This window comes from Streptomyces sp. NPDC048424, from assembly GCF_040651555.1.
GTDB lineage: Bacteria > Actinomycetota > Actinomycetes > Streptomycetales > Streptomycetaceae > Streptomyces.
On record NZ_JBEZKE010000013.1, the window covers coordinates 120134 to 146817 of the forward strand.

The window sequence follows — 26684 nt, forward strand, 5'->3', positions numbered from 1 at the left end:
CGGGAAGGCGCAGCGTACGGGTGGCGGCGCGCACCAGCGGCGCCCAGGCCGACGCGCCCGAGGCCTCCGTGCCCGCCGCCCCCGGCGGATCCCAGCCGCCGTCCACCGGGGGCCGGTTCGGCAGGGCCCGCGCCGCGGGCGGGACCTCCGCCCCCGCCGCCCCCGGCCACGGCCGGGCGGCCGGGTCCGCCGAGCTCCCCGATCCCGCCACCCCTGGCGGGAGTCCCCCGCTCGGGCGGTTCCTGGCGAAGGCCGCCGCGGTCACCGCCGGGCTGACCGCCGCCGGCGCGGTGTTCGGGCTCGTGCGCGACCAGACCATCGCGCACCTCTTCGGGGCCGGGCACGACAGCGACGCCTTCCTGATCGCCTGGACCGTGCCCGAGATGGCCTCGACGCTGCTCATCGAGGACGCCATGGCGCTGCTGATGGTGCCCGCGTTCAGCCACGCCCTGGCCCGCCGGGCCGCCAGCCGGGCCGGCCTCACCCGCAAGGAGGCCCGCGCACAGGACCCCGTACGGCTGCTCGTGGCGGCGACCCTGCCCCGGCTGGCCGTGTTCGTGGCCGCCGTCGCCTCCCTGCTCATCGTGGCCGCGCCGGCGGTCGTCGCCGTGCTCGCGCCCGGCCTGCCCGACCCCGAACTGGCCATCCAGTGCACCCGGATGACGGCCCTGACCGTCATCTCCTTCGGCATCGCCGGATACTTCAGCGCGGCGCTGCGGGCCCACCGCTCCTTCGTGCCGCCCGCCGCGATCTACGTCTCGTACAACGTCGGGATCATCGGCACCATGGTCGCCCTGAACGCCGTGTGGGGCGTGCGGGCGGCCGCGGCGGGCGTCGCCGTCGGCGGACTGCTGATGGTCCTCGTCCAGCTGCCCGCCTTCATCCGCAACGTGGGCTTCGGACCGCCGCGCGCCAAGCGGGCCCCGCGCAGCCAGCGCGACCGCGACCGCCCCACCCTCATCGCCTTCGGGGTCATCGCCCCGGTGATCTTCTTCGCGGTCTTCCGGCAGTCGCAGGTGCTCGTCGAACGGTTCCTGGCCGCCTCGCTCCCGCCCGGGGCGATCTCGCACCTCAACTACGCGCAGAAAGTCGCGCAGATGCCGATGGTGCTCTCCCTGATGATCTGCACCGTCACCTTCCCCGTCGTCGCCCAGGCCATGGCCGGCGGGGAGCTGGAGAAGGCCCGGCGCCGCGTCGAGCAGGACCTCGCGCTGGCCTCGCTCGCCGTCCTCATGGGCACCGCCCTCGTGATCGGCTACGCCCCCCAGATCATCCAGGTCCTCTTCGAACGCGGCGCCTTCACCCACCAGGACACCCTCGCCACCGCTTCCGTCATGCGGGTCTACGGACTCGGACTCCTCGGCCACTGCCTCGTCGGGGCACTGTCCCGGCCCTTCTTCTCGACCGCCCGGCCCACCTGGTTCCCGGCGTTCGCGATGGGTGCCGGACTGCTCGTCAACATCGTGGCCGGAGCCTTCGCCGTCGGCTGGTGGGGCACCTACGGGATCGCCGCCGCCAACGCCGCCGGCATCTCCACCACCGCCGCCCTGCTGCTCACCGGGCTCGGCTCGCGGATCATCGCCATCCAGGTCCGCCGGGTCGCCGTCAGCATCGGACGGCTCGCCGTGGCCGCCGTCGCCGCCTGCGCCACCGGCTGGATCGCCGGGCCGATGATCCCCGACCCGAAGCTCAGCGCCGCCCTCGGCTGCCTGCTGGTCCCGGCCATGTTCGGAGCCACCGGCATGGCCATACGCGCCCTCGAAGTCACCGCCCTGCCCGGTCAGATCTCCCAGTTCACGCAGAGGTTCCGCAATGTCCGCTGACACCGACACGGCCCCCGCCGCCGTGCTGGTCCCCGCCCGCCGGACCGCTTCGCCGTGGGTCCTGATGTACCACTCGGTCGCCGAGTTCACCGACCCCGCCGAGGACCCGTACGGGATCACCGTCACCCCGCAGGCGCTGGAGGCCCAGCTGACGTGGCTGCACTCCCGCGGCCTGCGCGGGGTCTCGGTCGGCGAACTCCTCCGGGCCCGCGCGGCCGGCCGCGGCGCCGGGCTGGTCGGGCTGACCTTCGACGACGGCTACACCGACTTCCTCACCCACGCGCTGCCGCTGCTGCGCCGCCACGACTTCACCTCCACCCTCTTCGTACTGCCCGGGCGGCTCGGCGTGGACAACGTGTGGGACCCGCTGGGCCCGCGCAAGTCCCTGCTCACCGCCGAGGGCATCCGCGAAGTCGCCGACGCCGGACAGGAGATCGGCTCGCACGGCCTGCTCCACCAGGACCTCACCGCGGCCCCCGACGACGTCCTCCAGCAGGAGCTCCGCGGCAGCCGCGACCTGCTGCGCGAGCTGACCGGGACCCTGCCCGAAGGGTTCTGCTACCCGTACGGGCACCTCGACGCCCGGGTCGTCGACGCCACCCGCGCCGCCGGCTACACGTACGCCTGCGCCATCGACCCGGGGCGGTTCGCCGGCCCGCACGCCCTGCCGCGCACCCACGTCAGCCAGGCCGACGGCGGTAGCCGGCTGCGGATCAAGCAGCTGCGCCACCAGGCGCAGGAGCTGCGTCGCCGGGCGGTGCGCCGGTGAAGGCCCTGCACATCATCACCGGCCTCGGGGTCGGCGGCGCCGAGCAGCAACTCCGGCTGCTGCTGCGGCACATGCCGATGCAGTGCGACGTGCTGACGCTGACCAACCCCGGGCCGGTGGCCGAGGGGCTGCGCGCCGACGGGGTCCGGGTCGTGCACCTGGGGATGCGGGGCAACCGGGACCTGGGGGCGCTGCCGCGGCTGGTGCGGTTCATCCGGCGCGGCGAGTACGACCTCGTGCACACCCACCTGTACCGGGCGTGCGTGTACGGGCGCCTCGCGGCCCGGCTCGCGGGCGCGCGGGCGACCGTGGCCACCGAACACTCCCTCGGCGAGGGAGAGATCGAGGGCCGGCCGCTGTCCGGCGGGGTACGGGCGCTGTACCTGGCCTCCGAACGCCTCGGCGCGGCGACCGTGGCCGTGTCCGACACCGTCGCCGCCCGCCTGGAGGGGTGGGGGGTGCCGGCCGCGCGGGTGCACGTCGTACCCAACGGGATCGAGGCCGTCCGCTTCCGTTTCGAGGAGGGCGTCCGGCGCTCCACCCGGGCCCGGACCGGCCTGCCCGAACGCGCCTTCGTCGTCGGCGGGGTCGGGCGGCTGGTCCCGGGCAAGCGGTTCGACGTCCTGGTGCGGGCCGTGGCCGCGCTGCCGGGGGCGCACCTGCTGCTGGCGGGGGACGGGCCGGAGCGGGCGGGGCTGCGCCGGCTGGCCGCCGAGCTCGGCGCGCAGAGCCGCATCCACCTGCTGGGGGAGCGGGACCCGCTGGGCGACAGCGCGGACGGCCGCACCCCCGGCATCCCGGCGCTGCTGGCCGCCATGGACGTCTTCGTCTCCCCGTCGCGGGAGGAGGCCTTCGGGCTGGCGGTCGTGGAGGCGCTGGCCGCCGGACTCCCCGTCCTGCACGTGACCTGCCCGGCCATCGACGACCTGCCGGCCGCCCAGGCCCCCGGGGCCCGCCGCATCGGCACCGGCACGGAGGAACTGGTCGCGGCGCTGCGGGGGCACATGGAGGCGGGAGCACGCCGGCTGCCCCCGCCGCCGGTGGTCCGCCGCTACGACATCGCCCGCAGCGCGCGGCAGCTGCTGGACGTGTACGACCTCGCCCTCTCGGCCGCGCCGGGCACCGCCGGGGCCGCCCGGGGCCCGAGTGCTCAGAGCGTTCAGACCGCTCAGAGCGTTCCGGGCGCTCAGAGCCCCTCGGGTCCGCCGGTCCCGGACCCGTCGCTCCCGGAGCCTTCCGGCCCGGGCGCGGCCGTACCCGGGCGGGTGCCCGGCGCCGCGGCCGCCACCGGAACCGTCGTCGGTGCCCGGCGCGAGCCGGTGGGCCCCGGACCGGCGGAGCCGACCGGAACCGGCTGAACCGTCCCCTCCCCGAACCACCCTCCACCCAGGAAGCGAGCACGCTCATGGCCGATACGACCGATCAGAAGAAGTCCGACAAGAACTCCGACAAGAAGCCCGAGCACAAGTCGGAGCAGAAGGCCGAGAGGAAGACCGCCGAGCGGAAGCCGGACCACCGCTCCGAGCGGAAGTCGCGGCGGCTGCCGAAGCCGCCCGCATGGTGGCCACTGCCCGTGTGCGCCGTGCTGGGGCTGGCCGCGGGCGGGGCGTACGGGGTGCTCAAGACCCCCGAGTACGCCGCCACCAGCTATGTCGTCGCCGTGCCCGACGAGACCACCGAGCCGGCCACCGCCCTCGGCTTCGCGCAGGCGTACGCCCGCATCGCCACCAGCAGTTCCACCCTCGGCTACGCCCAGCCCCGCGCGGGCGTCACCGCCCGTCAGCTGCGGACCCAGGTACGGGCCGAGACCTCACCCGAGTCCCCGATGATCGCCATCACGGGCACCTCGAAGAGCCCGTCCGAGGCCGCCGACATCGCGAACGCGGTGGCCGACGCCCTGTCGCTGAGCAGCAACCAGGCCGCCAAGAACACCGGGGTCCAGCTGCTCCTCTTCAACCAGGCCGTCGCCCCGACCGAGCCCGCCTCCCCGTCCGCCGCCATCAGCGGCGCCGTCGGGATGTGCGCCGGTGGGCTGCTCGGCGGGCTGTGGCTGCTCGCCCGGCCGGGCCGGGCACGGCGCTCCGAGGAGCACGGGGACGGGCCCGTGGTCCAGGCCCCGGCGCGGGCCGTGGCCGCGGCGCCGGCCGAGCCCGCGGTGGCGTCCCCCGTCGAGGAGTACGCCTCGCTCCCCGCCCAGGGTGAGCCCACCTCGGCCAAGGAGAAGGAGTCCGTGCGATGAGTTCGGGCTCCGCCGGGGCCCTGTCGGTGACGCTGTGCCGCGACCCCCGGCAGTTCGCCGCGCTGGAGGAGTCGTGGAACCGGCTCTTCCGCGGCTGTCCCACCGCCACCCCCTTCCAGAGCCACGCCTGGCTGCACTCCTGGTGGCTGTCGTACGGGAAGGACGGCCGGCTCCGGATCGTCCTCGTCCGGCGCGGCGAGGAACTGGTCGGCGCGGCCGCGCTGATGCTCGTACACCGGCCGATGCCGCTGCTGGTGCCGCTCGGCGGCCCCATCACCGACTACTTCGACGTGCTCGTGGCCGCGGAGCACGCCGAGCAGGTCGTCCCGGCGCTGGCCCGCGGGCTGCACCGGGCCGCCCGGCGGGCCGTCGTCGACCTGCGGGAGGTGCGTCCGGGGGCGGCCGCCGAGGAGCTGTACCGGCAGTGGCCCGGGGCCCGCGCACGGCTCGCCGACTCCACGTGCATGGAGCTGCCCACGCTGCCGTTCGACGAGCTGGTCAAACGGATGCCGGCGTCCGGCGCCCAGCGGGTGCGGGCCAAGCTGCGCAAGACCGACGCGGCCGGGATCGAGGAGCACGAGGTCACCGAGCAGGAAGTGCCGCGTGCCGTACGGACCCTGCTGCGGCTGCACGAGAAGCAGTGGCGCGGCCGCGGGGTGACCCCCGAACACCTGAGGCCCCGCTTCGCCGAGCACCTGACCCGGGCCACCCGGCGGATGGTGCGGGCGGGGGAGGGCCGGCTGACGGAGTTCAGGCTGGACGGGAAGGTGGTGGCGGCCAACGTCACGCTGCTGTCGGCCGGACTCAGCGGCGGCTACCTCTACGGGGCCGACCCGGACCTGCGGACCCGGAAGGTGGACGTGGCGACGCTGCTGCTGCGCTACGAGGCCGGGCGGGCGCTCGCCGAGGGCAGGCCGGTGGTGAGCTTCCTGCGCGGCAACGAGCCGTACAAGAACCACTGGCGGCCCGAGACGGTCGTGAACCAGCGGTTCCTGCTGGCCACCAGCGCGCTCGCGCCCCTGCTGCGGCTGCACGAGTCGCAGCTGACGGGGCGCGAGCGGGCGGTGGACGCGCTGCGGGAGGCGTTGCCGGCCGCCAGGGACTGGCGGGCGCGGCTCAACGAACTGCGGGTGCGATGACCCGTCTAGAAGGGCCAGAAGCCGGAGTCCTTGCCCCAGTCGAGCCTGATGCAGACCGACTGCTTGCCGACCAGCTTGGAGAGCCACTCGCCGAAGTTGAGCGGCACGCACCACTGCGAGCTGTTGACCGGCGGCTGCTGCGGCTGCGGCAGGGGCCTCGGAGGCGTGGGCTCGGGCTTCGGCACGGCGGGCGTGGGCACGACGGGCGGGGCCGAGGGAGAGGGCGACTGGACCGGGACCTCGGGGCTCGGGGCCACGGGCGTGGGCCCGGGGACCTCGGGCGAGGGCTCGGGTACTTCGGGAGTCGGGACCTCGGGGGTCGGGACGAGCGGGCTGGGCGTGACCGGCAGCGGGACCTCGGGCTTCGGGGTGACGGGTGCCGGGGTGACCGGCGCCGGGACCTCGGGCTTCGGGGTGACCGGCGCCGGGACCTCCGGGCTCGGGCTGACGGGTGCCGGGACCTCCGGGCTCGGGGTGACCGGCGTGGGGACGAGCGGGCTCGGGGTCACCGGCAGCGGGACCTCGGGGCTCGGCGTCACGGGGCCGGGGGCCACGGGCGAGGGCTTGGGGATCTCGGGCGTCGGGACCTGGGGTGTCGGGACCTGGGGCGTCGGGATGCCGGGAGTGGGGACCGAGGGCGTCGGGATCTGCGGGGTCGGGATCTGGGGCGTCGGGAACGACGGCGTGGGCACGACCGGCGTGGGCACCACGGGGGTCGGGACCACCGGGGTCGGGACCACGGGCGTGGGCACCACCGGGGTCGGGATCACCGGGCCGGGCCGCTCGGGCGTCAGCGCGTCGCGGAAGACCCTCGCGGACTCCGGGTTCTGCTTGCACTGCCACACGCCGTGCGGGCAGTAGTCGGTGATGGTGTGGTAGAGCGGCTTGTGCTGCGCGATCCACTTCAGCATGCGCCGTACGTACTCCGGATTGTCCCCGCGGCGGAAGAGCCCCCACTCCGGGTACGAGATCTGCTTGCCGTGCGCCTTCGCGAAGTCGACGTGCTTCTGGAGCCCGTACGGCTGGGTGATCTGGTCGTCGAAGGTCTTGCCGGGAGCCTGGTCGTACGAGTCCATGCCGATGATGTCGACCACGTCGTCACCGGGGTAGCAGTGCGTCCAGCCGATCGCGTCCGTACCCCTGTTCGGGGCGAAGTCGAACTTGAACTCCGCTCCGGGCACCGCGCGCATCGTGGTGACGATGCGCTTCCAGTACGCCTTCCAGCTCTCCGGGTCGGGCGCGCAGCGGTGGGTGTAGGTGGTGCCGTTCATCTCCCAGCCGAGCACGATGACCGTGTCCGGGACGCCCAGCGACACCAGCCGCTCGGCGAGCCTCCGGAAGTGCCGGTCGAAGTCCCCGTCGGCGCCCGCCCTGATCAGCCGGGCCACCTCGTAGTCGGGCACGCGGCCCTCGTTCCGTTCCTGCATGGGCACGTTGAGGACGAACATCCGGTCGTCCTCGGCCAGGCGCCATTCGGCCCAGTCCTCCAGGAACGAGACCCGGCCCTCGATGCCGGCCCACTGGTCACCGGGGAGATAGGTGTGTCCGACCCGGATCTCCCTGCCGCCCAGCCAGTTCGACAGGTGCGGGATCCGGGCCACTCCCGGCGGCCCGAAGTCGAGGTAGGCGCCCATGGCGATGTCGGAGCCCTTGGACCGGTCCTCTCCGGGAGCCGCGAGCGCGGCCCCGGTGGCGAGCAGTCCGGCCGTGACCGTACCGATGCAGGTGCTCGCCAGTCGGCGGCGTGGTCTGGGCATGGCGTCTCCCGAGCTTTCCTGAATCGGTGTGCTTTCCAAAGACGTTAGGCATCAGATCTGACGAATGGCCTGTTCGGTGACTGCCGCGTAGGCCATTAGCAGGTGCACACCACCCCCGCTTGGTCCGACTAGGTGAAAGACACCGTTGCCATGCACGCGTATCTCAACCATGTGCCCGCCGTAGTGCTCAGACTCGATCGGAATCCGTTCCACCACGGAACCCTCGGCGCCGTCAGATCCCTTGGCCGCAAGGGCGTGGAGGTCCATGCCGTCGTCGAGGCCGGGGGAGGTCCCATGGGGCGTTCGCGGTACCTGCGCGCCGTGCACGCCGGGCCGGCCGGCGGGTTGGACCCGGAGGCGCCCGAGGCGCTGCTGGAGTGCCTGACCGGGGTGTCGGAGCGGATCGGCCGTCAGGCCGTGCTCATCGCCATGGACGACCTGAGCGCCATCGCCGTGTCCCGGGTCGCGCCCATGCTGCACGAACGGTTCCGGATCCCCCATCAGCCCGACAACCTGCCCGCCCGGGTGGCCGACAAGGCCGAGCTGTCGCGGCTCTGTTCGCGCTGGGACGTCCCGCACCCGGAGACCGTGATCCCGGCGAGCGGGGCCGAGGCGGCCGAGGCGGCCTGGCGGCTCGGCCTGCCGGTGGTCGCGAAGTGGAGCCGGCCCTGGCTGCTGCCCACCGGGGCCGACGGGCTGCGGAGCACCACGCTGGTGCACACCGCCGCCGAGGCGCGCCGGCTCTACGAACGCTCCGCGGAGGCCGGCAGCCGGCTGCTGCTCCAGCGGTTCCTGCCGGCCGGTCCGGACACCGACTGGTTCTTCCACGGCGCCTTCGCCAGGGGCGGGCGTCCGCTGCTCGCGGGATCGGGTCGCAAGGAGCTTTCCTGGCCGGTGCGGACGGGGCTGACGGCGGTGGGGCGCTGGCTGCCGGATCCGGCGGTGGAGGCGGCGGCGCTGCGGCTCGCCGAACAGCTTGGCTACCAGGGGATCCTGGACCTGGACTTCCGCCGGGACGAGCAGGGGTGCTTCCGGCTGGTGGACTTCAACCCCCGTCCGGGCGCGCAGTTCCGGCTGTTCACGGACGCGGCCGGACTGGACGTGGTCCAGGCGATGTACCTGGATCTGACGGGCCAACGGGTCCCGCAGCCCTCGGGCGGTCCGGGCCGGGTGTTCGTCGCCGAGAACTACGCGCTGCTGGCGGCGGTCCGGGGCGGTGCGCTGCCGCGGCGCCGGGCGGCGGAGCACGTGGTGGGTTCTGCCGGTCCGGCGGCGGCGGCGCCGTCCGGCCGGCCGGACGGCGCCGCGGAGCAGGTCCCGCCGGTGGTCGCCGGCCAGCGGACCGGCCCGGGGCGGGCGACGGAGCCGGAGCCGGGCCCGGAGCACGACGGCGCGGACCGGCACGGCCCGGACCACGACGGCGCGGACCGGCACGGCCCGGACCACGACGGCGCGGCAGCCGGTGCGCAGCCGGCGCCGGCGGGCCGGCCCGTGCGGCCGGGGCGGGGCGGCGGGGTCGAGACGGCCTGGTTCGCCGCCGACGACCTGCTGCCGTTCCTGGCGATGCTCGGCGCCTTCCTCGGGCGCGGTGCGGGCAAGGGGGTGCGGGTCCTGCGCGGGGTCCCGGCGCAGGGCCGCCGCACGGCGCGCGCGGTCGCCCGTACGCCCCGCCAGCGCGGGGAGCAGCCGGCGGCCGCTCCCCCTCCCCCTCCCCCTCCCGCCCCCGCTCCGGCCGCCGGGTCCGTCTCCCGTCCCGTCCCACCGGAGGCGTCGGCCGAGCCGGACGAGCTGGTGACGCGTTGACCACGACCGGCGCGGCGGACCGGGCCGGGCCGGTGACCATCGAGGTGGAGGAGCGGCCGTGACGCGGATCGACGATCTCGTGGTGATCGGCGCGGGCCCGTACGGGCTGTCCATCGCCGCCCACGCGGCGGGCGCGGGGCTCGGCGTACGGCTGCTGGGCCGGCCCATGGCCTCGTGGCGCGACCACATGCCCGACGGCATGTACCTGAAGTCGGAGCCCTGGTCCTCCAACCTGTCCGCGCCGGACGGGCGGTACACCCTCGCCGATTACTGCGCCACGCGCGGACTGGCCGCGGAACACGGCACTCCGCTGCCGATCGACACGTTCAGTGCGTACGGGATGTGGTTCGCCCGGCAGGCCGCACCGGAGGTGGAGGAGGTGACCGTCACGGAGGTGACCCCGCAGGGCGACGGCTTCCGCGTCCGCACCGCCGAGGGACCGCCCCTGCTCGCCCGTACGGTCGCCCTCGCGGTCGGGGTGATGCCCTTCGTCCACCACCCCGAGGGGCTGCGCGAGCTCCCGCCCGCCCACTACTCGCACAGCAGCGGCCACCGCGACCTGACCCGCTTCGCCGGCCGCGAGGTCGCGGTGCTCGGGGGCGGGCAGGCGGCCCTGGAGACGGCCGCCCTGCTGGCCGAGCAGGGCGCCCGGCCGTGCCTGGTCGCCCGGCGCACCCGGCTGAACTGGAACACCGTCCCGCAGCCCCTGGACCGGCCCGCGCTGCGCGCCCTGCGCGATCCGCACAGCGGCCTCGGCACCGGCTGGCGCAGCTGGGTGTGGTCGGAGCTGCCCTGGGCGGTGCGCCGGCTGCCCGCGCCCACCCGGGAGCGGATCGCGGCGACCGCGCTGGGTCCGGCCGGCGCCTGGTGGCTGCGGGACCGCTTCGAGCGCCGCGTGCCCGTCATGCTCGGACACCGGCTGCACCGGGCGGTCGCGGTGGGCGAGCGGACCCGGCTGGGGCTGTCCACCCGGGCGGGGGAATCCGTGGTCCTCGACGTCGCGCACGTCATCGCGGCCACCGGCTTCGTCCCGGACCTGGCCCGGCTGGAGCTGCTCGACGCGGGGCTGCGGGCGGGGCTGGAGACCGTGGGGCGCAGCGGGGCGCCGGAGCTGAGCCACTGCTTCGAGTCCTCGTGGCCCGGGCTGTTCTTCGCGGGGCTGCTGACGGCTCCCTCATTCGGCCCTTCCATGCGATTCGTGCACGGCGCGGGCTTCACGGCGGGGAGACTGGTGAGAGGAGTCCGCAAGCGCCTCGGCGCCCGGGGTCCGCGGCCGGGCTCCACCGGTGTCGCCCGGTTCGACAGGGCCGCTTCCCCCGGGCGTCCTCCGGGGGTACCCCCAGGGCATCCGACGACGTATCTGCGGTGAGATCCGCGGTGAGAGGGGTCCGTGATGAGCGCGGAGCGAGCACAGGGCCGCGGCTGGGTACGCATTCCCGCCAGCCGCGCGGAACAGCCCGCCACGACGGCCAGGGCCGGCGGGTTCGAGCGCGCCCCGCACGCGGCTCCGTACGCGGGGCCGTACGGGGGTCCGTACGCGAGCGCCCCGGCCGCCGACCCGGCCACGATCTACCTCTCGGTCGTCAAGCGCTGGCGGGAGGCCGGGCGCACCCTTCCGGGGCATCCTGACGAGGAGTGGGAGCGGCTGATCTCGCAGCCGTGCTGGCCCGGCCGTTAGGTGGTGTGGAAGGTGGCAGCGGCGGAGCGCGAGGGACCGGAGCCGGTCCGGCGGACCCCGGTGACCGCGCCGGGGGAGCGGCTCGCGCTGAACGGCATGGGCAGCTTCGAGTGGGACCTGGACGCCGGGACGGTGGAGCTGGACGAGGCCGCGATGGCCGTCTTCGACCTGGGGCCGGAGGAGTTCGACGGCACCCCGGAGGGGGTCGCGCTGCACGTCCGGCCGGAGGACGGGGTCCGGCTGACCGAGGCCATCGCGGGGGTCCTGGAGAGCGGCGGGGACACGTACGGCGCGTACTTCACGGTGCAGCGGCGCGACGGCCTGGACCAGTGGACGCACACCTCGGGCCGGGTGCTGCGGGACGGCGAGGGGCAGTCGCGGCGCATCGTGGGGATCGTCCGGGACGCGACGGCGGAGCTGGCCCACGCGACGCTGCTGCGCAAGCTGGAGGCGGCGCGCGCCCAGCAGACGACGATCGTGCAGCGGACCACGGAAGCCCTGTCGAGGGCGGTGACGGTGGACGACGTCACGGCCGCGCTGACCGGCGCGGGCGCGCTGGAGCGGCTCGGTGCGGACGGGCTGGCCCTGGGGCTGGTCGAGGGCGGCACCATCAAGATCATCGCGCTGAGCGGGGAGTCGCTGGAGATCCTCAGCGAGCGGCGGTTCACCCGGCTGGACGGCACCCTCCCGCTGTCGCACGCGGTGCTCACCCGGCAGGCACGTTTCGTCACCTCGCTGTCCGAGCTCGGCGGGGAGTTCCCGCTGCTCGCGGACTACCTGAACCGGATCCGGTTCGACGCGGCCGCCTACCTGCCGCTGATCGCGCAGGCCAAGGCCATCGGCGGGCTGGTGCTCTTCTACCGGCGGCGCAGCGAGTTCAGCCCGGAGGAGCGCAACCTCTGCCTGGGCCTGGCCGGCATCGTGGCGCAGTCCCTCCAGCGGGCGCTCCTCTTCGACCAGGAGCGGGAGTTCGCGACGGGCCTGCAGGCCGCCATGCTGCCGCGGCGGATCCCGGAGATCACCGGCGGCGAGATCGCGGTCCGCTACCACGCCGCCTGGAGCGGGCGGGAGGTCGGCGGGGACTGGTACGACGTGATCTCGCTGCCCCGCGACCGCGTCGGCATCGTGGTGGGCGACGTACAGGGCCACGACACGCACGCGGCGGCCATCATGGGCCAGCTGCGCATCGCGCTGCGGGCGTACGCGGGGGAGGGTCACCCGCCGTCCACCGTGCTGGCCCGGGCCTCGCGCTTCCTCGCCGAACTGGACACCGAGCGCTTCGCCACCTGCATGTACGCGCAGGTGGACCTGGAGACCGGAGGCGTACGGGCGGTCCGCGCGGGCCATCTCGGACCGCTGATCCGGCACACGGACGGCCGTACCGGCTGGCCCAAGGTGCGCGGCGGCCTGCCGCTGGGGCTGGCCTCGGTCTTCGAGCAGGAGGAGTTCCCCGAGACCCGGCTCGACCTGGTCCCCGGGGAGACGCTCGTGCTGTGCACGGACGGCCTGGTGGAGGAGCCGGGCACGACCATCACCCAGGGCATGGAGGCCCTGGCGCAGGCGGTGCGCAGCGGCCCGCAGGCGCCCGAGGCACTCGCCGACCACCTCTCGGACCGGCTCTGGGAGCGCTGGGGCTCCGGCGACGACGTGGCCCTGCTGGTGCTGCGCCGGGCCCCCGACCCGGGCACCCACCGGGCGCCGCGCATCCACCAGTACGTCCACCAGGCCGACCCTGAAGGCCTCTCGGAGGCCCGGTACGCCCTGCGCCAGGCCCTGCGCGACTGGGGCATGCCGGAGCTCGCCGACGACGTGGAACTGGCGGCCGGGGAGCTGCTGGTCAACGCCCTCCTGCACACCGACGGCGGGGCGGTGCTGACCATGGAGGTGCTGCCGGAGCCGGTCCGGCGGATCCGGCTGTGGGTCAAGGACCGCTCCAGCGTGTGGCCGCGCCGGCGCACTCCGGGCGAGGCGGCCACCACGGGGCGCGGGCTGCTGCTGGTGGACGCGCTGGCCACGCACTGGGGCGTGGAGTCCCGGGGCGACGGCAAGGCGGTGTGGTGCGAGTTCACCGTCGGGGGCAGCCCCCGGAGCGTGGAGTGAGCGGATGGTCACCCCGGGTTGTGGGGCGCGGGAGACGGGGTGATGATGCCGTCCATGGAACGGATCGTGTTGTGCGCGGGCTGAACAAGGCCGCCGTGACGGGAGTCCTGGCCCTGGTCCTGCTGGCGGCCGGAGCGCCGACCGTCGTGGACTGGACGACAGGGCGTCCGCACGCGGACGCCGAGTGCCGCTCGGTGGCCTTCATGTCGATGACGGACGTCGCCCCGGAGTGCCGCTGACGGTTCCGGGTCTGCTGGTCTGCTGGTCTGCTGGTCTGCCGGTCTGCCGGTCTGCCGGTCTGTCGGATCTGCCGGGCGCGCAGGGTGTTCCGGGGGTACCGGGCCCCGGGCGCCCGGCCCCGGCAGCGGCGGCTACCGGGCGGGCGCGTGCCACGGGCCCGTCGTCGTGCGGTCGCTCAGTGCCCCTCGCGGACCTGGACGTCCTTGCTGTCCTGGGCGACCGTGGTGACCGACCGCGGCATGAAGCCGGAGAGCCGGATCTCCTGGATCTCCCCGGTGACCCTCGCGTGACCCGGCCGCACGTGCACGAAGGAGACCGGCGCGTGGGCGACCCACGTGCGCTCCTTGCCGTCGCAGACGACCTCCTCCGCGCCGAGGCTGAGCCGGGTGCCGTCCTGGACGAGCGTCGCCTTGATCTGCATCGCCCCCTCGGGTGACGCCTGCTCGCAGTGGTAGCTGCCGGAAAGGGTGACGCTGCCGTCCTGCGCGAGGTGCGCGTGCGGGTGTACGGAAATGCCCTGGTTGAAAACGGTGGCCCCGGCCGGGACGGTGAATACCGTGGTGGCGGCCAGTGCGGAGAGGGCTGCCAGTGCCATTCGGCGGCCGGACATGCGCATTCTTCCTCCAGATGGGATCGGGGTGACGGGAATCCGCCGGAACGCATTGTGCTGGCAGTTGGCCGCAACCGGCCGCACGCACTCCGCGGGCGCACTCGTGTCGGTGAGTGCAATTGCCCGCTCGGGCGCGTGAGACTGACCGAAATACATCCCCGAAGGGATCCCGAATGCGTCAGTCCGCCGCTCGTCGCCACACCCCCGTCCTCGCCGCCGCCCTCCTCCCGCTGCTCCTCTTCGGTGCCACCGCCTGCCAGAGCGCTCCAGGGGAAGCCGCGCTCGCCCCGGCCGTGGCGCCCGCCGTCCCGGTGGACGACGGGGCGCCGGGCGGGGAGGCGCCCGTACGGCCCGCCGCGAAGGCCGCCCATGTGGGTGACTCCGTACGGGTGGACGGTGCGCAGGTCGGCCGGCACCTCCAGGCCGTGCTGGCCGCGTACGTGGACCCGGCGATCAGCGTCGAGAAGAACTACGCCCCGCCCGCCGGAAAGCGCTGGGTGGCCGCCCAGATGTCCTTCGTCAACGTGGGCGGGGCCTCGTACGGGGCGCTCGGACGCGTGTGGGCGCACGACAGCGCGGGGCAGCGCCACCCGGTCGTGTCCACCGGCGAGCTGACCACCGGCAAACCACTCGTCTTCGATTCCCTGGAGGTCGGTGAGCGGGCCGAGGGATGGGTGGTGTTCGAAATCCCGGAAAACGCGCGCATTGTGCGCCTCCAGTACCAGGACGCGAACATGCAGACGAATTCCGGAGGGGGATTCTGGGAGGTCTAGCCCGCCCGGGTGAAAGGCCGTGAAAGGCCCGGGGGCGGGACCACTAGGGTGCGGCGCATGACTTCTACTCAAGCCGAAATCGACAGGTCCCAGCTCGGCACCCTTTCGGTGCTCGCCTGGATCGGCGACCCCTCCGAGGCGCACGACATCCCGTACCTCCTCGCCTACACCCTCGGCGACGGCCCCAAGGGCCGGGAGGCCGGCGAGGCGGCGGCCCGCGGGCTGCTGGAGGAGATCGGCCTGCCCATCGGCGACGTCGTCATGGACGGCACCCGCAACCCGGCCGCCTTCCCGGTGCAGATCCTGCTGGAGGGCGACCAGATCGCGCTCACCCTGCCCGGGATGAACGCGACGTGCACCGCCCCCAAGGAGTGGGTCGCCGCCGCGGACGAGAGCGGGCAGGCCTACTTCCTGTTCGCCACGCGCGCCTGGCCCGAGGCGGTCCCCGGCCAGCCGGTCGACGCGGAGACCCTGCAGGCGTTCGCGGGCGACGAGTCCGTGCTCACGGGCAGCGCCCACTGCGTCCTCGCCGTGCGGCGCCTGCAGAAGTAGCCGCACCCCCGGGTGCCGCCACCACCCGCTCCGGCCGCCGGGCTCCCAGCCCGCCCGGTGGCCGGTCCCGCTCCCTCCGGGCGGCGTCAGGGGCGTTCGAAGGCGAACTTGAGCGAACGGACCCGGTTGTCGAAGTTCGACCCGGCCAGGTCCGGCAGACCCACCGCCCGCAGCCCCACCGGCCGGGTGAGCAGCTCGCGGAAGAGCGCCTTCATCTCCACCCGGGCCAGGTGCGCGCCCAGGCAGAAGTGCGGGCCGCCGCCGCCGAACCCCAGGTGCGGGTTGGGCGAGCGGGTGATGTCGAAGGCGTCCGGATCGGGGAAGACCGCCTCGTCGCGGTTGGCGGACGCGTAGTACAGCACCACCTTGTCGCCCGGCCGGAACACGTGCCCGTCCATGGTGTGCTCGGCGGCCACCGTCCGGCGGAACTGGATGATCGGCGTCGAGTGGCGGATCATCTCGTCCACCGCGCCGTCCGCGTACTTCTCGAAGTCCGAGAGCAGCAGGTCCCGCTGGTCCGGGTGGTCGGTGAGCAGCGTCAGCCCGTGGGTGATCGCATTGCGGGTGGTCTCCACCCCGGCGACCATCAAGAGGGAGAAGAAGGCACCGAGTTGGCGGGCCCCGAGGGCTTGGCCGTCCACGTTCGCGCAGACCAGCGCCGAGATCAGGTCGTCGGTGGGGTTCTTGCGCCGCTCCCGGCCGATGCCCGCCACCATCCGCTGCATGCGGGCGAGCGCGCGCAGCCCGCGCCCGGGCATCCGCAGCCGGGCCGTCAGTCCCCGTTCCACGCCGATGTTCTCCGAGGCGTGGTTGACGCGGTCGGCGATCTCGGCGCGGTAGTGCTCCGGGATGCCCATCATGTTGCAGATGACGTCCAGGGGGAGCCGGGAGGCCACCGCCGAGACGAACTCGTCCGGTTCGTCGGCGAGCACGTCGTCCACGATGCGGGCCGCCACCGCGTGGATGTCCTCCTCGGCCGCGGCCAGCAGGCGGGGCGTGAACGCCCGCTGGACGATCTTGCGGAGCTGGGCGTGGTCGGGGCCGTCGAGATTGACCATCGAGTCACCGAACAGCGCCCGGACCCAGCGGGCCGGTTCGGGGGTGGTCACACCCGGGGCGCTGGCGAATACCTTCGGGAGGCGACTGGCCTCCTGCACCTGGGCGTGCCGGACGAGCGCCCAGTGCCCGGTCCCTTCGGGGACGAAGACGGGCGCGCCTACGGCTCGCAGGCGGGCGAAGGCGGCGAGTCGGTGGGCGGGCGGCTGCTGCCAGAAACCGGGCTCGGCCAATTCCCTGCCGGGGTCTTCGCCGGGGCGTTGTGGGGGGAGAGTCATGGCCTGGAAACGGTGACGGGGGCGCGGGAGTGACGGTTCCGCGCGGCCCGTCTGCCGGGGCTCCGCCCCGAACCCCGCGCCTCAAGCGCCGGCGGGGCTGAATTGGCCGGGCCTCGTCGACAGGGTCACGCCGACCGCCACGGTCGCGGTCGACACCAGGCCAGCCCAGAGCACGGCGTACGGCCCCGTCCACATGCAGGCCAGTACGGCGAGCGCAGCGACCGGCAGCACCAGCTGCTCCGCGAGGCCGCGCTTGAAGTGCCGGGAGTGCAGCAGCCACACCATCAGCAGGAACAGCGCGGCCGGCACGGTCACGGCCGCGTTGGCCGCGACCTGGGAGATGTGCGCCTTGTGGACCGCGTGCTCCACCGCGACCTCGATGCCCGCGCCGATCGCCGCACCCGAGGCGAAGATCAGCAGGTGGCCGTACCCCCACGGGATCGCCTCGCGGTTGGAGGTCAGGTGCTCGTGCATCGGTACGGCGAAGTAGATCCACCACGCGGCGAACACGATCAGCAGCCCGCCCGCGGCGATGGGCAGCAGGAGGTCGAGGGCCTCGTGCTCGTCGAGCGCGGACTTGACCGCGACCGTGCTCGCGGCGATCGTCTCGCCGAGCACGATGATGGTGAACAGGCCGTACCGCTCCACGATGTGGTGGGCGTGCCAGGGGGTCTGGTGCCCGCGTTCGGCGATCACCGGAACCAGCAGCTCGCAGGCGGCCACGACCAGGAACAGCCACCGCTTCCAGTCGTTCGGGGCGAACAGCAGTGCCACCCAGCCGAGCTGGCAGAGCACCAGTCCGGTCGCGTACTTCAGGGCTGCCGTGCGGGCCGCGCCGGTCTCCCCGGAGGCCGCCCGCAGCCACTGCGCCGTCAGCGCGACGCGCATGATGATGTAACCGACGACGGCGACGGTCCAGTCGTTCTCGTCGAAGGCCCGGCTCACCCCGGCCGCGTAGACGAGGACGCCGGCGATCTGGACGAGGGTCGCGATCCGGTAGGGCACGTCGTCGCAGTCGTAGGCGGAGGCGAACCACGTGAAGTTCATCCACGCCCACCACACGCCGAAGAAGACGAAGAAGTAGCCGATCACCCCGGTGACGGGATGGCCCTCGGCCAGCGAGTGCACCAGCCGCTGCCCGCACTGCGCGATCGCCACGACGAAGCAGAGGTCGAAGAACAGCTCCAGGGGGGTGGCCGCGCGGTGGTCCTCGTGGCGGCTGCGTGCGGTCATGGGGGAGTAGGCCATACCGGCCAGGAGACCAGAGGGACCGGCCTGCGGCAGGCCGGACGCGCTGCGGGCGCCGCGCGTGTGCCCCGGGCGGCGGGGCGGGGCGCACGGGCGGCGGGCGCGGCAGCGACCAACGCACTGGGGGCGACGGGACCTTGTCCCGTGGCCCCGAGTGCCTTCTCCTCTGCCGCGGGGTGCCCCCGGGACCGGAGCCTGGACAGGTCAGCATCCTTCTCGCAGTTCAGGACCCCCGCCATGAGCTCCGCCACGCAGGAAGTACAGAGGCAGCTGCCGATCGCCGACCCGGCGCAGTACCGACCGGGCCGCACCATCACGCAATGGTCGCCGGAGGATCCGGCCTTCTGGCGCTCCACCGGCAAGAAGGTCGCGACCCGCAACCTGTGGATCGCGGTGCCGGCCCTGCTGGTGGCCTTCGTGGTCTGGCAGGTCTGGAGCATCACGGCGACCAACCTGAAGGACGTCGGCTTCGGCTTCACCCAGTCCCAGCTGTTCTGGCTCACCGCGGTCCCCGGCATCACCGGAGGCACGGCCCGGATCTTCTACACCTTCCTCGGCCCGATGATCGGCCAGCGCCGGTTCACGGCGATCTCCACGGTCGTACTGGTCGTGCCGCTGCTGTGGCTGGGCTTCGCGGTGCAGAACACGGACACCTCGTACGGCACGATGGTCGCGATCGCCGCGCTGTGCGGCATCGGCGGCGCGAACTTCTCCTCCTCGCTGGCCAACATCGGCTTCTTCTACCCCAAGCAGGAGAAGGGCAATGCGACCGGGATCAACGGCGGCCTGGGCAACCTCGGCGTGTCCGTGGTCCAGCTCCTCACCCCCATCCTGATCACCTCGTCGGTGCTGGCCATCGGCGCGGGCCAGAAGAAGGCGAACGGGTCGGAGATCTACCTCCAGAACGCCGCCTTCGTGTGGGTGCCGGTCGTGATCGTCCTGGCCCTGGTGGCCTGGTTCGGGCAGAACGACCTGAAGGTCGCCTCCACCCCCTTCAGCCAGCAAAAGATCATCTTCAAGCGCAAGCACAACTGGCTGATGACCTGGCTCTACGTCGGCACCTTCGGCTCCTTCATCGGCTTCGCGGCGGCGCTCCCGCTGCTGATCAAGACCACCTTCCCGGCGTACTCGGTGGCCACCTACGCGTGGATGGGCCCGGCGCTGGGTGCGCTGGCCCGCTGGGCGGGTGGCTGGATCGCCGACAAGCTGGGCGGTGCCCGGGTGACGATCCTGTCCTTCGTGGGCATGGCCGCGTCGATCATCGGCGTGACTTCCTGCCGGCCGGCTCCGACCAGGGCTCCTTCGCGGGCTTCTTCCTCTGTTTCCTGTCGGCGTTCTTCTTCTCGGGCATCGGCAACGGCTCGACGTTCCGCCAGATCCCGGTCATCTTCCGGGGCCGGCACCTGAAGGGCCTGACGGAGGGCACCCCGCAGTACGCGGCCGCCCTGAAGCAGGCGGAGATCGAGTCGGGCGCGGTGACCGGCTTCACGGCCGGCATCGCCGCCTACGGCTTCTTCTTCATCCCGGCGATGTTCGCCAACTTCTCCGTGACGAGCGCGATGTGGGGCTTCGTGGCCTTCTACGCCTCCTGCATCGTGGTGACCTGGTGGTTCTACGCCCGCAAGGGCGCCGAAGCCCCGAGCTGAAAGGTCAGCCCCGCCGGCGTTTGAGGCGCTGGGGGTCCCCCCGGACGGAGTCTGGGGGAGGGCTCGGGGTCCGGCCCCCGCAACGGCGCCGCAGACGCCTCCCGCGCGAAATCTTGTGAAGATTTTCACAAGCGCGCGAGGGGCTTTCGGCCCGCGCGAAACCCCAGGTCAGGGCTGAGGCAGTCGTCCCGGCGACCCGACCGCCGGGACTTCCGACCCCCAGGTCAGGACCATCGCGGCGGCAAATGATCGATCAAAAGGCGTGCAATGGACACAAGCAATGAGGCGACTCGAAGAAGGTGCGGGCGATGACTGCCACCCCTGCGGAGACCACGAGGAACGGCGAGGCCTGGGACGGCTTCAAGGGCGGACTCTGGCGCGACGCCGTCGACGTCCGCGACTTCATCCAGCGGAACTACACGCCGTACGAAGGCGACGACGCCTTCCTCGCCGGCCCCACCGCCCGCACCACCGCCGTGTGGGAGGCCATCACGGACAAGTTCCCGGAGGAGCGCGAGAAGGGCGTCCACGACATCGCCCACGACATCCCGTCGACGATCACCGCGCACGCCCCCGGCTGGATCGACCGTGACAAGGAGCTGATCGTCGGCCTCCAGACCGACGCCCCGCTCAAGCGCGCGATCATGCCGTACGGCGGCTGGCGGATGGTCGCCGGCGCCCTGGAGACGTACGGCTACCCGGTCTCCGAGGAGCTGGAGAAGGTCTTCACCGAGTACCGCAAGACCCACAACACCGGTGTCTTCGACGCCTACACGCCCGAGATCCGCGCCGCCCGCAAGGCCGGCATCGTGACGGGCCTCCCCGACGCGTACGGCCGCGGCCGCATCATCGGCGACTACCGCCGCGTGGCGCTCTACGGCGTCGACCGTCTGATCGCCTTCAAGGAGGAGGAGAAGGAAGAGCTGAACTCCCTCCCGGCGGGACACCGTTCGCTGGAGGAGACGATCCGCCTGCGCGAGGAGCTCTCCGAGCAGATCCGCGCGCTCGCCGAACTCAAGGCGATGGCCGCCTCCTACGGCCACGACATCTCCCGGCCCGCCGCCACCGGCCGCGAGGCCGTCCAGTGGCTGTACTTCGCCTACCTGGCCGCCGTGAAGGAGCAGAACGGCGCCGCCATGTCGCTCGGCCGCACCTCCACCTTCGTCGACGTCTACCTCCAGCGCGACATCGAGGCCGGACTCCTGACGGAGGAGCAGGCCCAGGAGCTCGTCGACGACTTCATCATCAAGCTCCGCATCGTGCGCTTCCTGCGCACCCCCGAGTACGACGAGCTGTTCTCCGGCGACCCGACCTGGGTCACCGAGTCGATCGCCGGCATGGGCGAGGACGGCCGCCCGCTGGTCACCCGGACCTCCTTCCGCTACCTCCAGACCCTCTACAACCTGGGCCCGGCCCCCGAGCCGAACATGACGGTCTTCTGGTCGCCGCGGCTGCCGCAGGGCTTCAAGGAGTTCTGCGCCCGCGTCTCGATCGACACCTCCTCGGTGCAGTACGAGTCCGACGAGCTGATGCGTCCGCGCTTCGGCGACGACACCGCCATCGCCTGCTGCGTCTCCGCGATGCCGGTCGGCAAGCAGATGCAGTTCTTCGGTGCCCGCGTGAACCTCGCCAAGACCCTCCTCTACGCGATCAACGGCGGCCGCGACGAGAAGTCCGGCGCCCAGGTCGGGCCCGAGACCGGCGCCCTCACCTCCGAGGTGCTGGACTACGACGAGGTCATGGCCAAGTTCGACGAGCAGATGGAATGGCTCGCCGCGACCTACGTGCACGCCCTCAACGTCATCCACTACAGGCACGACAAGTACGCGTACGAGCGCATCGAGATGGCCCTGCACGACCGCGACGTGCGCCGCACCATGGCCTGCGGCATCGCCGGCCTGTCGGTCGCCGCCGACTCCCTGTCCGCCATCAAGCACGCCGAGGTCACCGCGGTGCGCGACGAGAGCGGTCTGGTCACCGACTACCGCGTGGAGGGCGCGTACCCGGCGTACGGCAACAACGACGACCGCGTCGACGACATCGCGGTGTGGTTGGTCGAGGAGTTCATGAGGAAGGTGCGCGGGCACGAGACGTACCGGGGCGCCGAGCACACCCAGTCCGTGCTGACCATCACCTCGAACGTCGTCTACGGCAAGAAGACCGGCAACACCCCGGACGGGCGCCGGGCCGGCGAGCCCTTCTCCCCGGGCGCCAACCCGATGAACGGACGCGACACCCACGGGTACGTCACCTCCGCGCTGTCGGTCGCGAAGCTCCCGTACCAGGACGCCGAGGACGGCATCTCGCTGACCAGCACGGTCACCCCCGACGGCCTCGGCCGCACCCCCGAGGAGCGGATCGGGAACCTGGCGGGCGTGCTCGACGGCTACATGGCGAGCGACGGCTTCCACATGAACGTGAACGTCCTCGACCGGGACACGCTCAGGGACGCCATGGAACACCCGGAGAAGTACCCGCAGCTGACCATCCGGGTCAGCGGCTACGCGGTGAACTTCGTCCGCCTCACGCGGGACCAGCAGCTCGACGTGCTGAACCGCACCTTCCACGGCTCGCTGTAGAGCCCGCGCCCGAGCGGGACACCCGACAGGAACGCCCGACAGGAACAGGAGTGCCCGCCATGACCGTCCTCCTCGGCTCGAACACCACCCGCGCCGTCACCCCGGCGGCGGCCGTGACCCGGCGGCCGAGCGAGGGCTCGGTGCACTCCTGGGACCTGTCCACCGGCGTCGACGGACCGGGCACGCGCTTCGTCACCTTCCTCTCCGGCTGCCCGCTGACCTGCCTGTACTGCCACAACCCCGACACCTGGAAGATGCGGGGCGGGAAGCGGACCTCGGCCGACGACGTGATCGCCGAAGCCGCCAAGTACCGCAGGTTCATCGCCGCGTCCGGCGGCGGGGCCACCGTCTCCGGCGGCGAGCCGCTGCTCCAGCCCGTCTTCTCGGGGGAGCTGCTGCACCGGATGAAGCACGAGCTGGGTCTGCACACCGCCCTGGACACCTCCGGGTTCCTCGGCGCACGCGCCACCGACGCGCTGCTGCGCGACGTGGACCTGGTCCTGCTCGACATCAAGTCCTGGGACCGGGACACGTACCGGAAGGTCACCGGCCGGCCGCTGCGGCCCACCCTGGACTTCGCGCAGCGCCTCGCGGACCTCGGCAAGGAGGTGCACCTGCGCTTCGTGCTGGTGCCGGGCCTGACCGACGCGCGCGAGAACATCGAGGGCGTCGCCGCCTTCGCGGGCTCCCTCGGCAACGTCTCGCGGGTCGACGTGCTGCCCTTCCACAAGCTCGGCGAGGGCAAGTGGCAGGCGCTGGACATGAACTTCACGCTGCGCGACACCCCGTCGCCCACGGCGGAGCAGATGGCCGGGGCGAGGGCGATTTTCGCGGCGCGGGGACTGACGGCGGTGTGACCCCGTTCGGCCTAATGACAGGTATGACATAGCGGGCCGAACCGGTATAGATCACCTAGCTTGGTGCTGTGCCCGAGCCATCAGAAGCCCTTGCCGCCCCGCCCCCGCCCCCCGGGGCCGCAGGCGCCGCCGAGGCCACGGAGACCCAGCCGGCCCCGCCCCCGCCAGCCCCGGGCGCACGGCGGTCGGTCACCGCGCGGGCCACCCTGGCCGGCACCGTCGTCTCGCTCCTGCTCGTCGCCGCGATCGTGCTGGGCAGCCGGCTGCTGCGCGACTTCGACTCGGCGCTGCTGCCGTACGCCGTGGCCACCGTCTTCCTGGCCTTCGGCGTGGCCTACCGGTACACGGTCTGGGTCTCCGCGCCCGGCGCGCGCCGCCTCTTCAAGAAGGGCTTCGGCAGCTTCTTCTCGGCCGACAACTTCCGCAAGGCGCCCACCGCCCTGCCGAGGATGATCGCCACCTACCTCGGCTTCCAGAAGTTCCTCGGAGCCCGCTCGCGCGGCCGCTGGGCCGCCCACCAGCTGATCTTCTGGGGCTGTCTGCTGGCCGCCGCCATCACCTTCCCGCTGACCTGGGGCTGGTTCACCTTCACCTCCGACAGCGGCGCCGGCCCCGGCTACGAGATGCGGATCTGGGGCTACAAGGTGATCGGCTTCAACGCCCTGAACGTCCTGGGCTGGCTGATGTTCCACGGCCTGGACATCGCCGCCGTGCTCGTCATCCCCGGGGCCTCGTACTTCCTGTGGCGCAGGATGAAGGACCGCGGAGCCATCACCGGGCAGCGCTTCGCCTACGACCTGCTGCCGCTGATCTGCCTGATCGTGATCTCCGTGACGGGTCTGCTGCTGACCTTCTCGTCGATCTTCCTGCACGGCGGCGGCTACGAGTTCCTGGCCATCCTGCACATGGTGTCGGTGGTGTTCACCCTCATCTACATCCCGTTCGGGAAGTTCTTCCACATCGTCCAGCGCCCGGCCGCCGTCGGCATGCAGCTGTTCAAGTACACGGCCCGCCAGGACGAGCAGGTCTTCGCCTGCAAGCGCTGCGGGGAGCCCATCGACACCACCCCGTACGTGGAGAACCTGCGCGGCACGATGCAGGACCTGAAGCTCGACTTCAACGCCTTCGTCGAATACTGCCCGCGCTGCAAGCGGGTCCTGCGCGGCAACGCCTACCTGACCCACGTCAAGAAGGGCTTCAAGTGACCGCGACCGACCCCGCCGAGGCCGGGTCCCGGCCCGTGTCGATCCCCCTCGACCCCTCCATCGCCCCGCCCGGCACCCGCAACTTCCGCGACGCGGGCGGCATCCCCGCCGACCAGTGGCACGCCGACCAGAACGGCGAGACCCTCGTCCCCACCCACTGCTGCTTCTGCGGCGTGCAGTGCGGCATGTACCTGCGCGTGGACCGGGGCGGCAAGGTCTTCGGCGTGGAGCCCCGCAACCACGACATCAACCGGATGCGGCTGTGCCCCAAGGGGATCAACGCCTACCAGCAGGTCAACCACCCCGACCGGCTGACCGCACCGCTGCTGCGCCGCTCCCGGGACGAGGAGTTCCGCGAGGCCTCCTGGGAAGAGGCCCTGGACTTCACGGTCTCCGAGATCCGCCGGATCCAGGGCGACCACGGCAACGACGCCTTCGGCCTGCTCGGGGGCGCCAGCCTCTACTCCGAGAAGACCTACCTGGTCGGCAAGTTCGGCCGGGTCGCCCTCAAGACCCGGCACGTCGACTACAACGGCCGTCTGTGCATGGTCAGCGCCGCGGGCGCCAACAAGCTGTCCTTCGGCATCGACCGGGCCGCCAACCCCTTCTCCGACATCCTCCTCACCGACTGCCTGCTCATCGCCGGGTCGAACGTGGGGGAGTGCTTCCCGGTGATGACCCAGTACGTCTGGGGAGCCCGGGACCGGGGCGCCGCCCTGATCGTCGTCGACCCGCGGGAGACGGCCATCGCCCGCACCGCCGACGTCCACGTCGCCCTCAAGCCCGGCACCGACTCGGCCTTCTTCAACGCCGTGCTCCACGTGATCGTCGCCGAGGGCCTGACCGACGAGCCGTACCTCGCCGCCCACACCACCGGGTGGGACGAGGTCAGGAAGACCGTCCAGGACTACCCGCCCGCCCGTTCCGCCGAGATCTGCGGGATCCCCGAAGCGCAGATCGTCCAGGTGGCCCGGATGTTCGGCGGCGCCGACAAGGCCATGGCCTTCCACGCGCGCGGCGTAGAACACCACTCGCAGGGCGTCGAGAACTGCCTGTCCATCATCAACATGTGCGTCGCCACGGGAAACCTCGGCAAGCCGGGCGCCGGCTACGGCACCATCACCGGCCAGGGCAACGGTCAGGGCGGCCGCGAGCACGGCCAGAAGGCCGACCTCCTCCCCGGCGGCCGGTCCATCACGAACGAGGAACACCGCCGCCAGATCTGCCGGATCTGGGGCATCGAGGAGTCCGAACTCCCACCCGCCGGCACCTCCATGATGGAGATGGTCTGGCAGATGCAGCGGCGCGAGATCCGCGGTCTGATCGGCATCTGCAACAACCCCTTCGTCTCGCTCCCCAACTACGCCACGGTCAAGCAGGGCTACGACACCCTCGAATTCCACGCACAGTTCGACTTCTTCCTCTCCGAGACCGCGACCAACGCCCACGTGGTCTTCCCCGTCACCGTGTGGGCGGAGGACGAGGGCGTCATGGCCAACACCGAGGCCCGCGTCGTCAAGCACAACAAGGCGCAGGAGCCCCCGGCCGGGGTGCGCACCGACACCTGGGTGATGTGCGAACTCGCCAAGCGCCTCGGCGCGGGCGACAAGTTCGCCTTCACGAGCTCCCGCGAGGTGTTCGAAGAGCTGCGCATCGCCTCCGCCGGCACGGTCAACGACTACTACGGCATCACCTACGAGCGCCTGGAGGAGACCGGCGGCATCATGTGGCCCTGCCCCTCCACCGACCACCCGGGCACCCCGCGCCTGTTCGAGGGCGGCAAGACCTACCACCCCGACGGCAAGATCCACATGCAGGTCGTCGAGTGGCACGCGCCGATGGACCCCTACACCGAGGAGTACCCCCTCTCCCTCACCACCGGCCGCACCGTCGCGCACTTCCTCTCCGGCAACCAGACCCGCCGTCTGGGAGCCCTCGTCGAACAGACCCCGCGCCCGTGGGTGGAGGTCCACCCCTCGCACGGCTACCGCAACGGCGATCCGGTCCGGGTGGTCACCCGCCGCGGCAGTGAGGTCTTCCCGGCCCTGGTCACCGAGGCCATCCGCCCGGACACCGTCTTCATCCCGTACCACTGGCCCGTACCGACGGCCGCGAACGCCCTGACCATCGACGCCCTCGACCCCCGCTCGAAGATCCCCGAGTACAAGGTCTGCGCCGCCCGGATCGAGCCCGCCGAGCGGATCGACGAGGTCCCCGCGCCGCCGACGGCCCCGGGCCACGAGGCCTATCCGGAGACCCAGGTCTCGCGCACCGATCCCCTGCCCCCCACGTCCTCGCAGGGACGTGGCACGGCGGAGAGGAGCTGACCCGC

The 26684-nt window shown here is 72.7% G+C and carries 21 protein-coding genes and 1 pseudogene; 18 read left to right on the forward strand and 4 right to left on the reverse strand.

The genetic code is table 11. The features are described from left to right. Positions 1-20 precede the first annotated feature (20 nt). Genes AB0D29_RS20265 through AB0D29_RS20285 form a run of 5 tightly spaced genes read left to right on the forward strand, consistent with a single transcriptional unit; the run spans position 21 to position 5970 of the window. Positions 21-1823 (forward strand): lipid II flippase MurJ, encoded by a 1803-nt coding sequence (locus tag AB0D29_RS20265; protein ID WP_362855973.1) that lies wholly within the window; start codon positions 21-23, stop codon positions 1821-1823. Further along, positions 1813-2592: a polysaccharide deacetylase family protein gene (locus AB0D29_RS20270; RefSeq protein WP_362855839.1), complete on the forward strand. Its 780-nt coding sequence runs from the start codon at positions 1813-1815 to the stop codon at positions 2590-2592. The genes AB0D29_RS20265 and AB0D29_RS20270 overlap by 11 nt, the downstream gene beginning before the upstream one ends. Then, positions 2589-3950 (forward strand): glycosyltransferase, encoded by a 1362-nt coding sequence (locus AB0D29_RS20275; RefSeq protein ID WP_362855841.1) that lies wholly within the window; start codon positions 2589-2591, stop codon positions 3948-3950. The genes AB0D29_RS20270 and AB0D29_RS20275 overlap by 4 nt, the downstream gene beginning before the upstream one ends. Before the next feature lie 47 nt (positions 3951-3997). After that, positions 3998-4831 (forward strand): lipopolysaccharide biosynthesis protein, encoded by an 834-nt coding sequence (locus tag AB0D29_RS20280; protein WP_362855843.1) that lies wholly within the window; start codon positions 3998-4000, stop codon positions 4829-4831. After that, on the forward strand, positions 4828-5970 hold the full coding sequence (locus AB0D29_RS20285; RefSeq protein WP_362855845.1) for a GNAT family N-acetyltransferase: 1143 nt from the start codon (positions 4828-4830) through the stop codon (positions 5968-5970). The genes AB0D29_RS20280 and AB0D29_RS20285 overlap by 4 nt, the downstream gene beginning before the upstream one ends. 608 nt (positions 5971-6578) lie before the next feature. On the opposite strand, the pseudogene AB0D29_RS20290 reads toward AB0D29_RS20285, so the two are convergent. Beyond that, a pseudogene (locus tag AB0D29_RS20290) lies at positions 6579-7727 on the reverse strand (glycosyl hydrolase); the annotation flags it as partial. Positions 7728-8021: 294 nt separating this feature from the next. Between AB0D29_RS20290 and AB0D29_RS20295 the strand changes: the two are divergent. The 5 genes from AB0D29_RS20295 to AB0D29_RS20315 all read left to right on the forward strand — a co-directional run bounded on the left by AB0D29_RS20295 (position 8022) and on the right by AB0D29_RS20315 (position 13547). Continuing rightward, positions 8022-9530, forward strand: coding sequence for an ATP-grasp domain-containing protein (locus AB0D29_RS20295; RefSeq protein WP_362855847.1), 1509 nt, complete (start codon positions 8022-8024; stop codon positions 9528-9530). Between the two features lie 67 nt (positions 9531-9597). Then, positions 9598-10899, forward strand: coding sequence for an NAD(P)-binding domain-containing protein (locus AB0D29_RS20300; protein ID WP_362855975.1), 1302 nt, complete (start codon positions 9598-9600; stop codon positions 10897-10899). A gap of 24 nt (positions 10900-10923) precedes the next feature. After that, a complete protein-coding gene (locus AB0D29_RS20305) occupies positions 10924-11208 on the forward strand; it encodes a hypothetical protein (protein WP_362855849.1) in 285 nt (94 codons plus the stop codon). Positions 11209-11268: 60 nt separating this feature from the next. Beyond that, positions 11269-13308, forward strand: coding sequence for a SpoIIE family protein phosphatase (locus tag AB0D29_RS20310; RefSeq protein ID WP_362855976.1), 2040 nt, complete (start codon positions 11269-11271; stop codon positions 13306-13308). Between the two features lie 71 nt (positions 13309-13379). Next, on the forward strand, positions 13380-13547 hold the full coding sequence (locus tag AB0D29_RS20315) for a hypothetical protein (protein ID WP_362855851.1): 168 nt from the start codon (positions 13380-13382) through the stop codon (positions 13545-13547). A 176-nt stretch (positions 13548-13723) separates the two neighbouring features. Here the strand turns inward: AB0D29_RS20315 and AB0D29_RS20320 are convergent, their stop codons facing one another. After that, complete coding sequence (locus AB0D29_RS20320) at positions 13724-14158, reverse strand: DUF6299 family protein (protein ID WP_362855852.1); 435 nt, start codon at positions 14156-14158, stop codon at positions 13724-13726. A 173-nt stretch (positions 14159-14331) separates the two neighbouring features. On the opposite strand from AB0D29_RS20320, the gene AB0D29_RS20325 reads away from it, so the two are divergent. Both AB0D29_RS20325 and AB0D29_RS20330 read left to right on the forward strand, forming a co-directional pair. After that, positions 14332-14931 (forward strand): hypothetical protein, encoded by a 600-nt coding sequence (locus AB0D29_RS20325; protein ID WP_362855853.1) that lies wholly within the window; start codon positions 14332-14334, stop codon positions 14929-14931. 57 nt (positions 14932-14988) lie between these two features. Continuing rightward, on the forward strand, positions 14989-15483 hold the full coding sequence (locus AB0D29_RS20330; protein ID WP_362855854.1) for a DUF5949 family protein: 495 nt from the start codon (positions 14989-14991) through the stop codon (positions 15481-15483). Between the two features lie 86 nt (positions 15484-15569). On the opposite strand, the gene AB0D29_RS20335 is transcribed toward AB0D29_RS20330, so the two are convergent. Next, positions 15570-16817: a cytochrome P450 gene (locus AB0D29_RS20335; protein ID WP_362855856.1), complete on the reverse strand. Its 1248-nt coding sequence runs from the start codon at positions 16815-16817 to the stop codon at positions 15570-15572. An 81-nt stretch (positions 16818-16898) separates the two neighbouring features. Beyond that, positions 16899-18065, reverse strand: coding sequence for a low temperature requirement protein A (locus AB0D29_RS20340; protein WP_362855857.1), 1167 nt, complete (start codon positions 18063-18065; stop codon positions 16899-16901). Positions 18066-18302: 237 nt separating this feature from the next. On the opposite strand from AB0D29_RS20340, the gene AB0D29_RS20345 reads away from it, so the two are divergent. From AB0D29_RS20345 to AB0D29_RS20370, 6 genes are all read left to right on the forward strand, one after another. Then, positions 18303-19472, forward strand: coding sequence for an MFS transporter (locus AB0D29_RS20345; RefSeq protein WP_362855859.1), 1170 nt, complete (start codon positions 18303-18305; stop codon positions 19470-19472). Positions 19473-19540: 68 nt separating this feature from the next. After that, complete coding sequence (locus AB0D29_RS20350; RefSeq protein ID WP_362855861.1) at positions 19541-19711, forward strand: hypothetical protein; 171 nt, start codon at positions 19541-19543, stop codon at positions 19709-19711. Positions 19712-20019: 308 nt separating this feature from the next. Continuing rightward, positions 20020-22290, forward strand: a complete 2271-nt coding sequence (gene pflB / locus AB0D29_RS20355; RefSeq protein WP_362855863.1) for a formate C-acetyltransferase — start codon at positions 20020-20022, stop codon at positions 22288-22290. Between the two features lie 59 nt (positions 22291-22349). After that, positions 22350-23147, forward strand: coding sequence for a pyruvate formate-lyase-activating protein (pflA, locus tag AB0D29_RS20360; protein ID WP_362855865.1), 798 nt, complete (start codon positions 22350-22352; stop codon positions 23145-23147). 68 nt (positions 23148-23215) lie between these two features. Continuing rightward, on the forward strand, positions 23216-24352 hold the full coding sequence (locus AB0D29_RS20365) for an MFS transporter (protein WP_362855867.1): 1137 nt from the start codon (positions 23216-23218) through the stop codon (positions 24350-24352). Further along, the gene (locus AB0D29_RS20370; protein ID WP_362855868.1) at positions 24349-26679 is read left to right on the forward strand and encodes a molybdopterin oxidoreductase family protein; all 2331 of its coding nucleotides are present in this window, start codon (positions 24349-24351) and stop codon (positions 26677-26679) included. Before AB0D29_RS20365 ends, AB0D29_RS20370 begins: the two co-directional genes overlap by 4 nt. Positions 26680-26684: the final 5 nt, after the last annotated feature.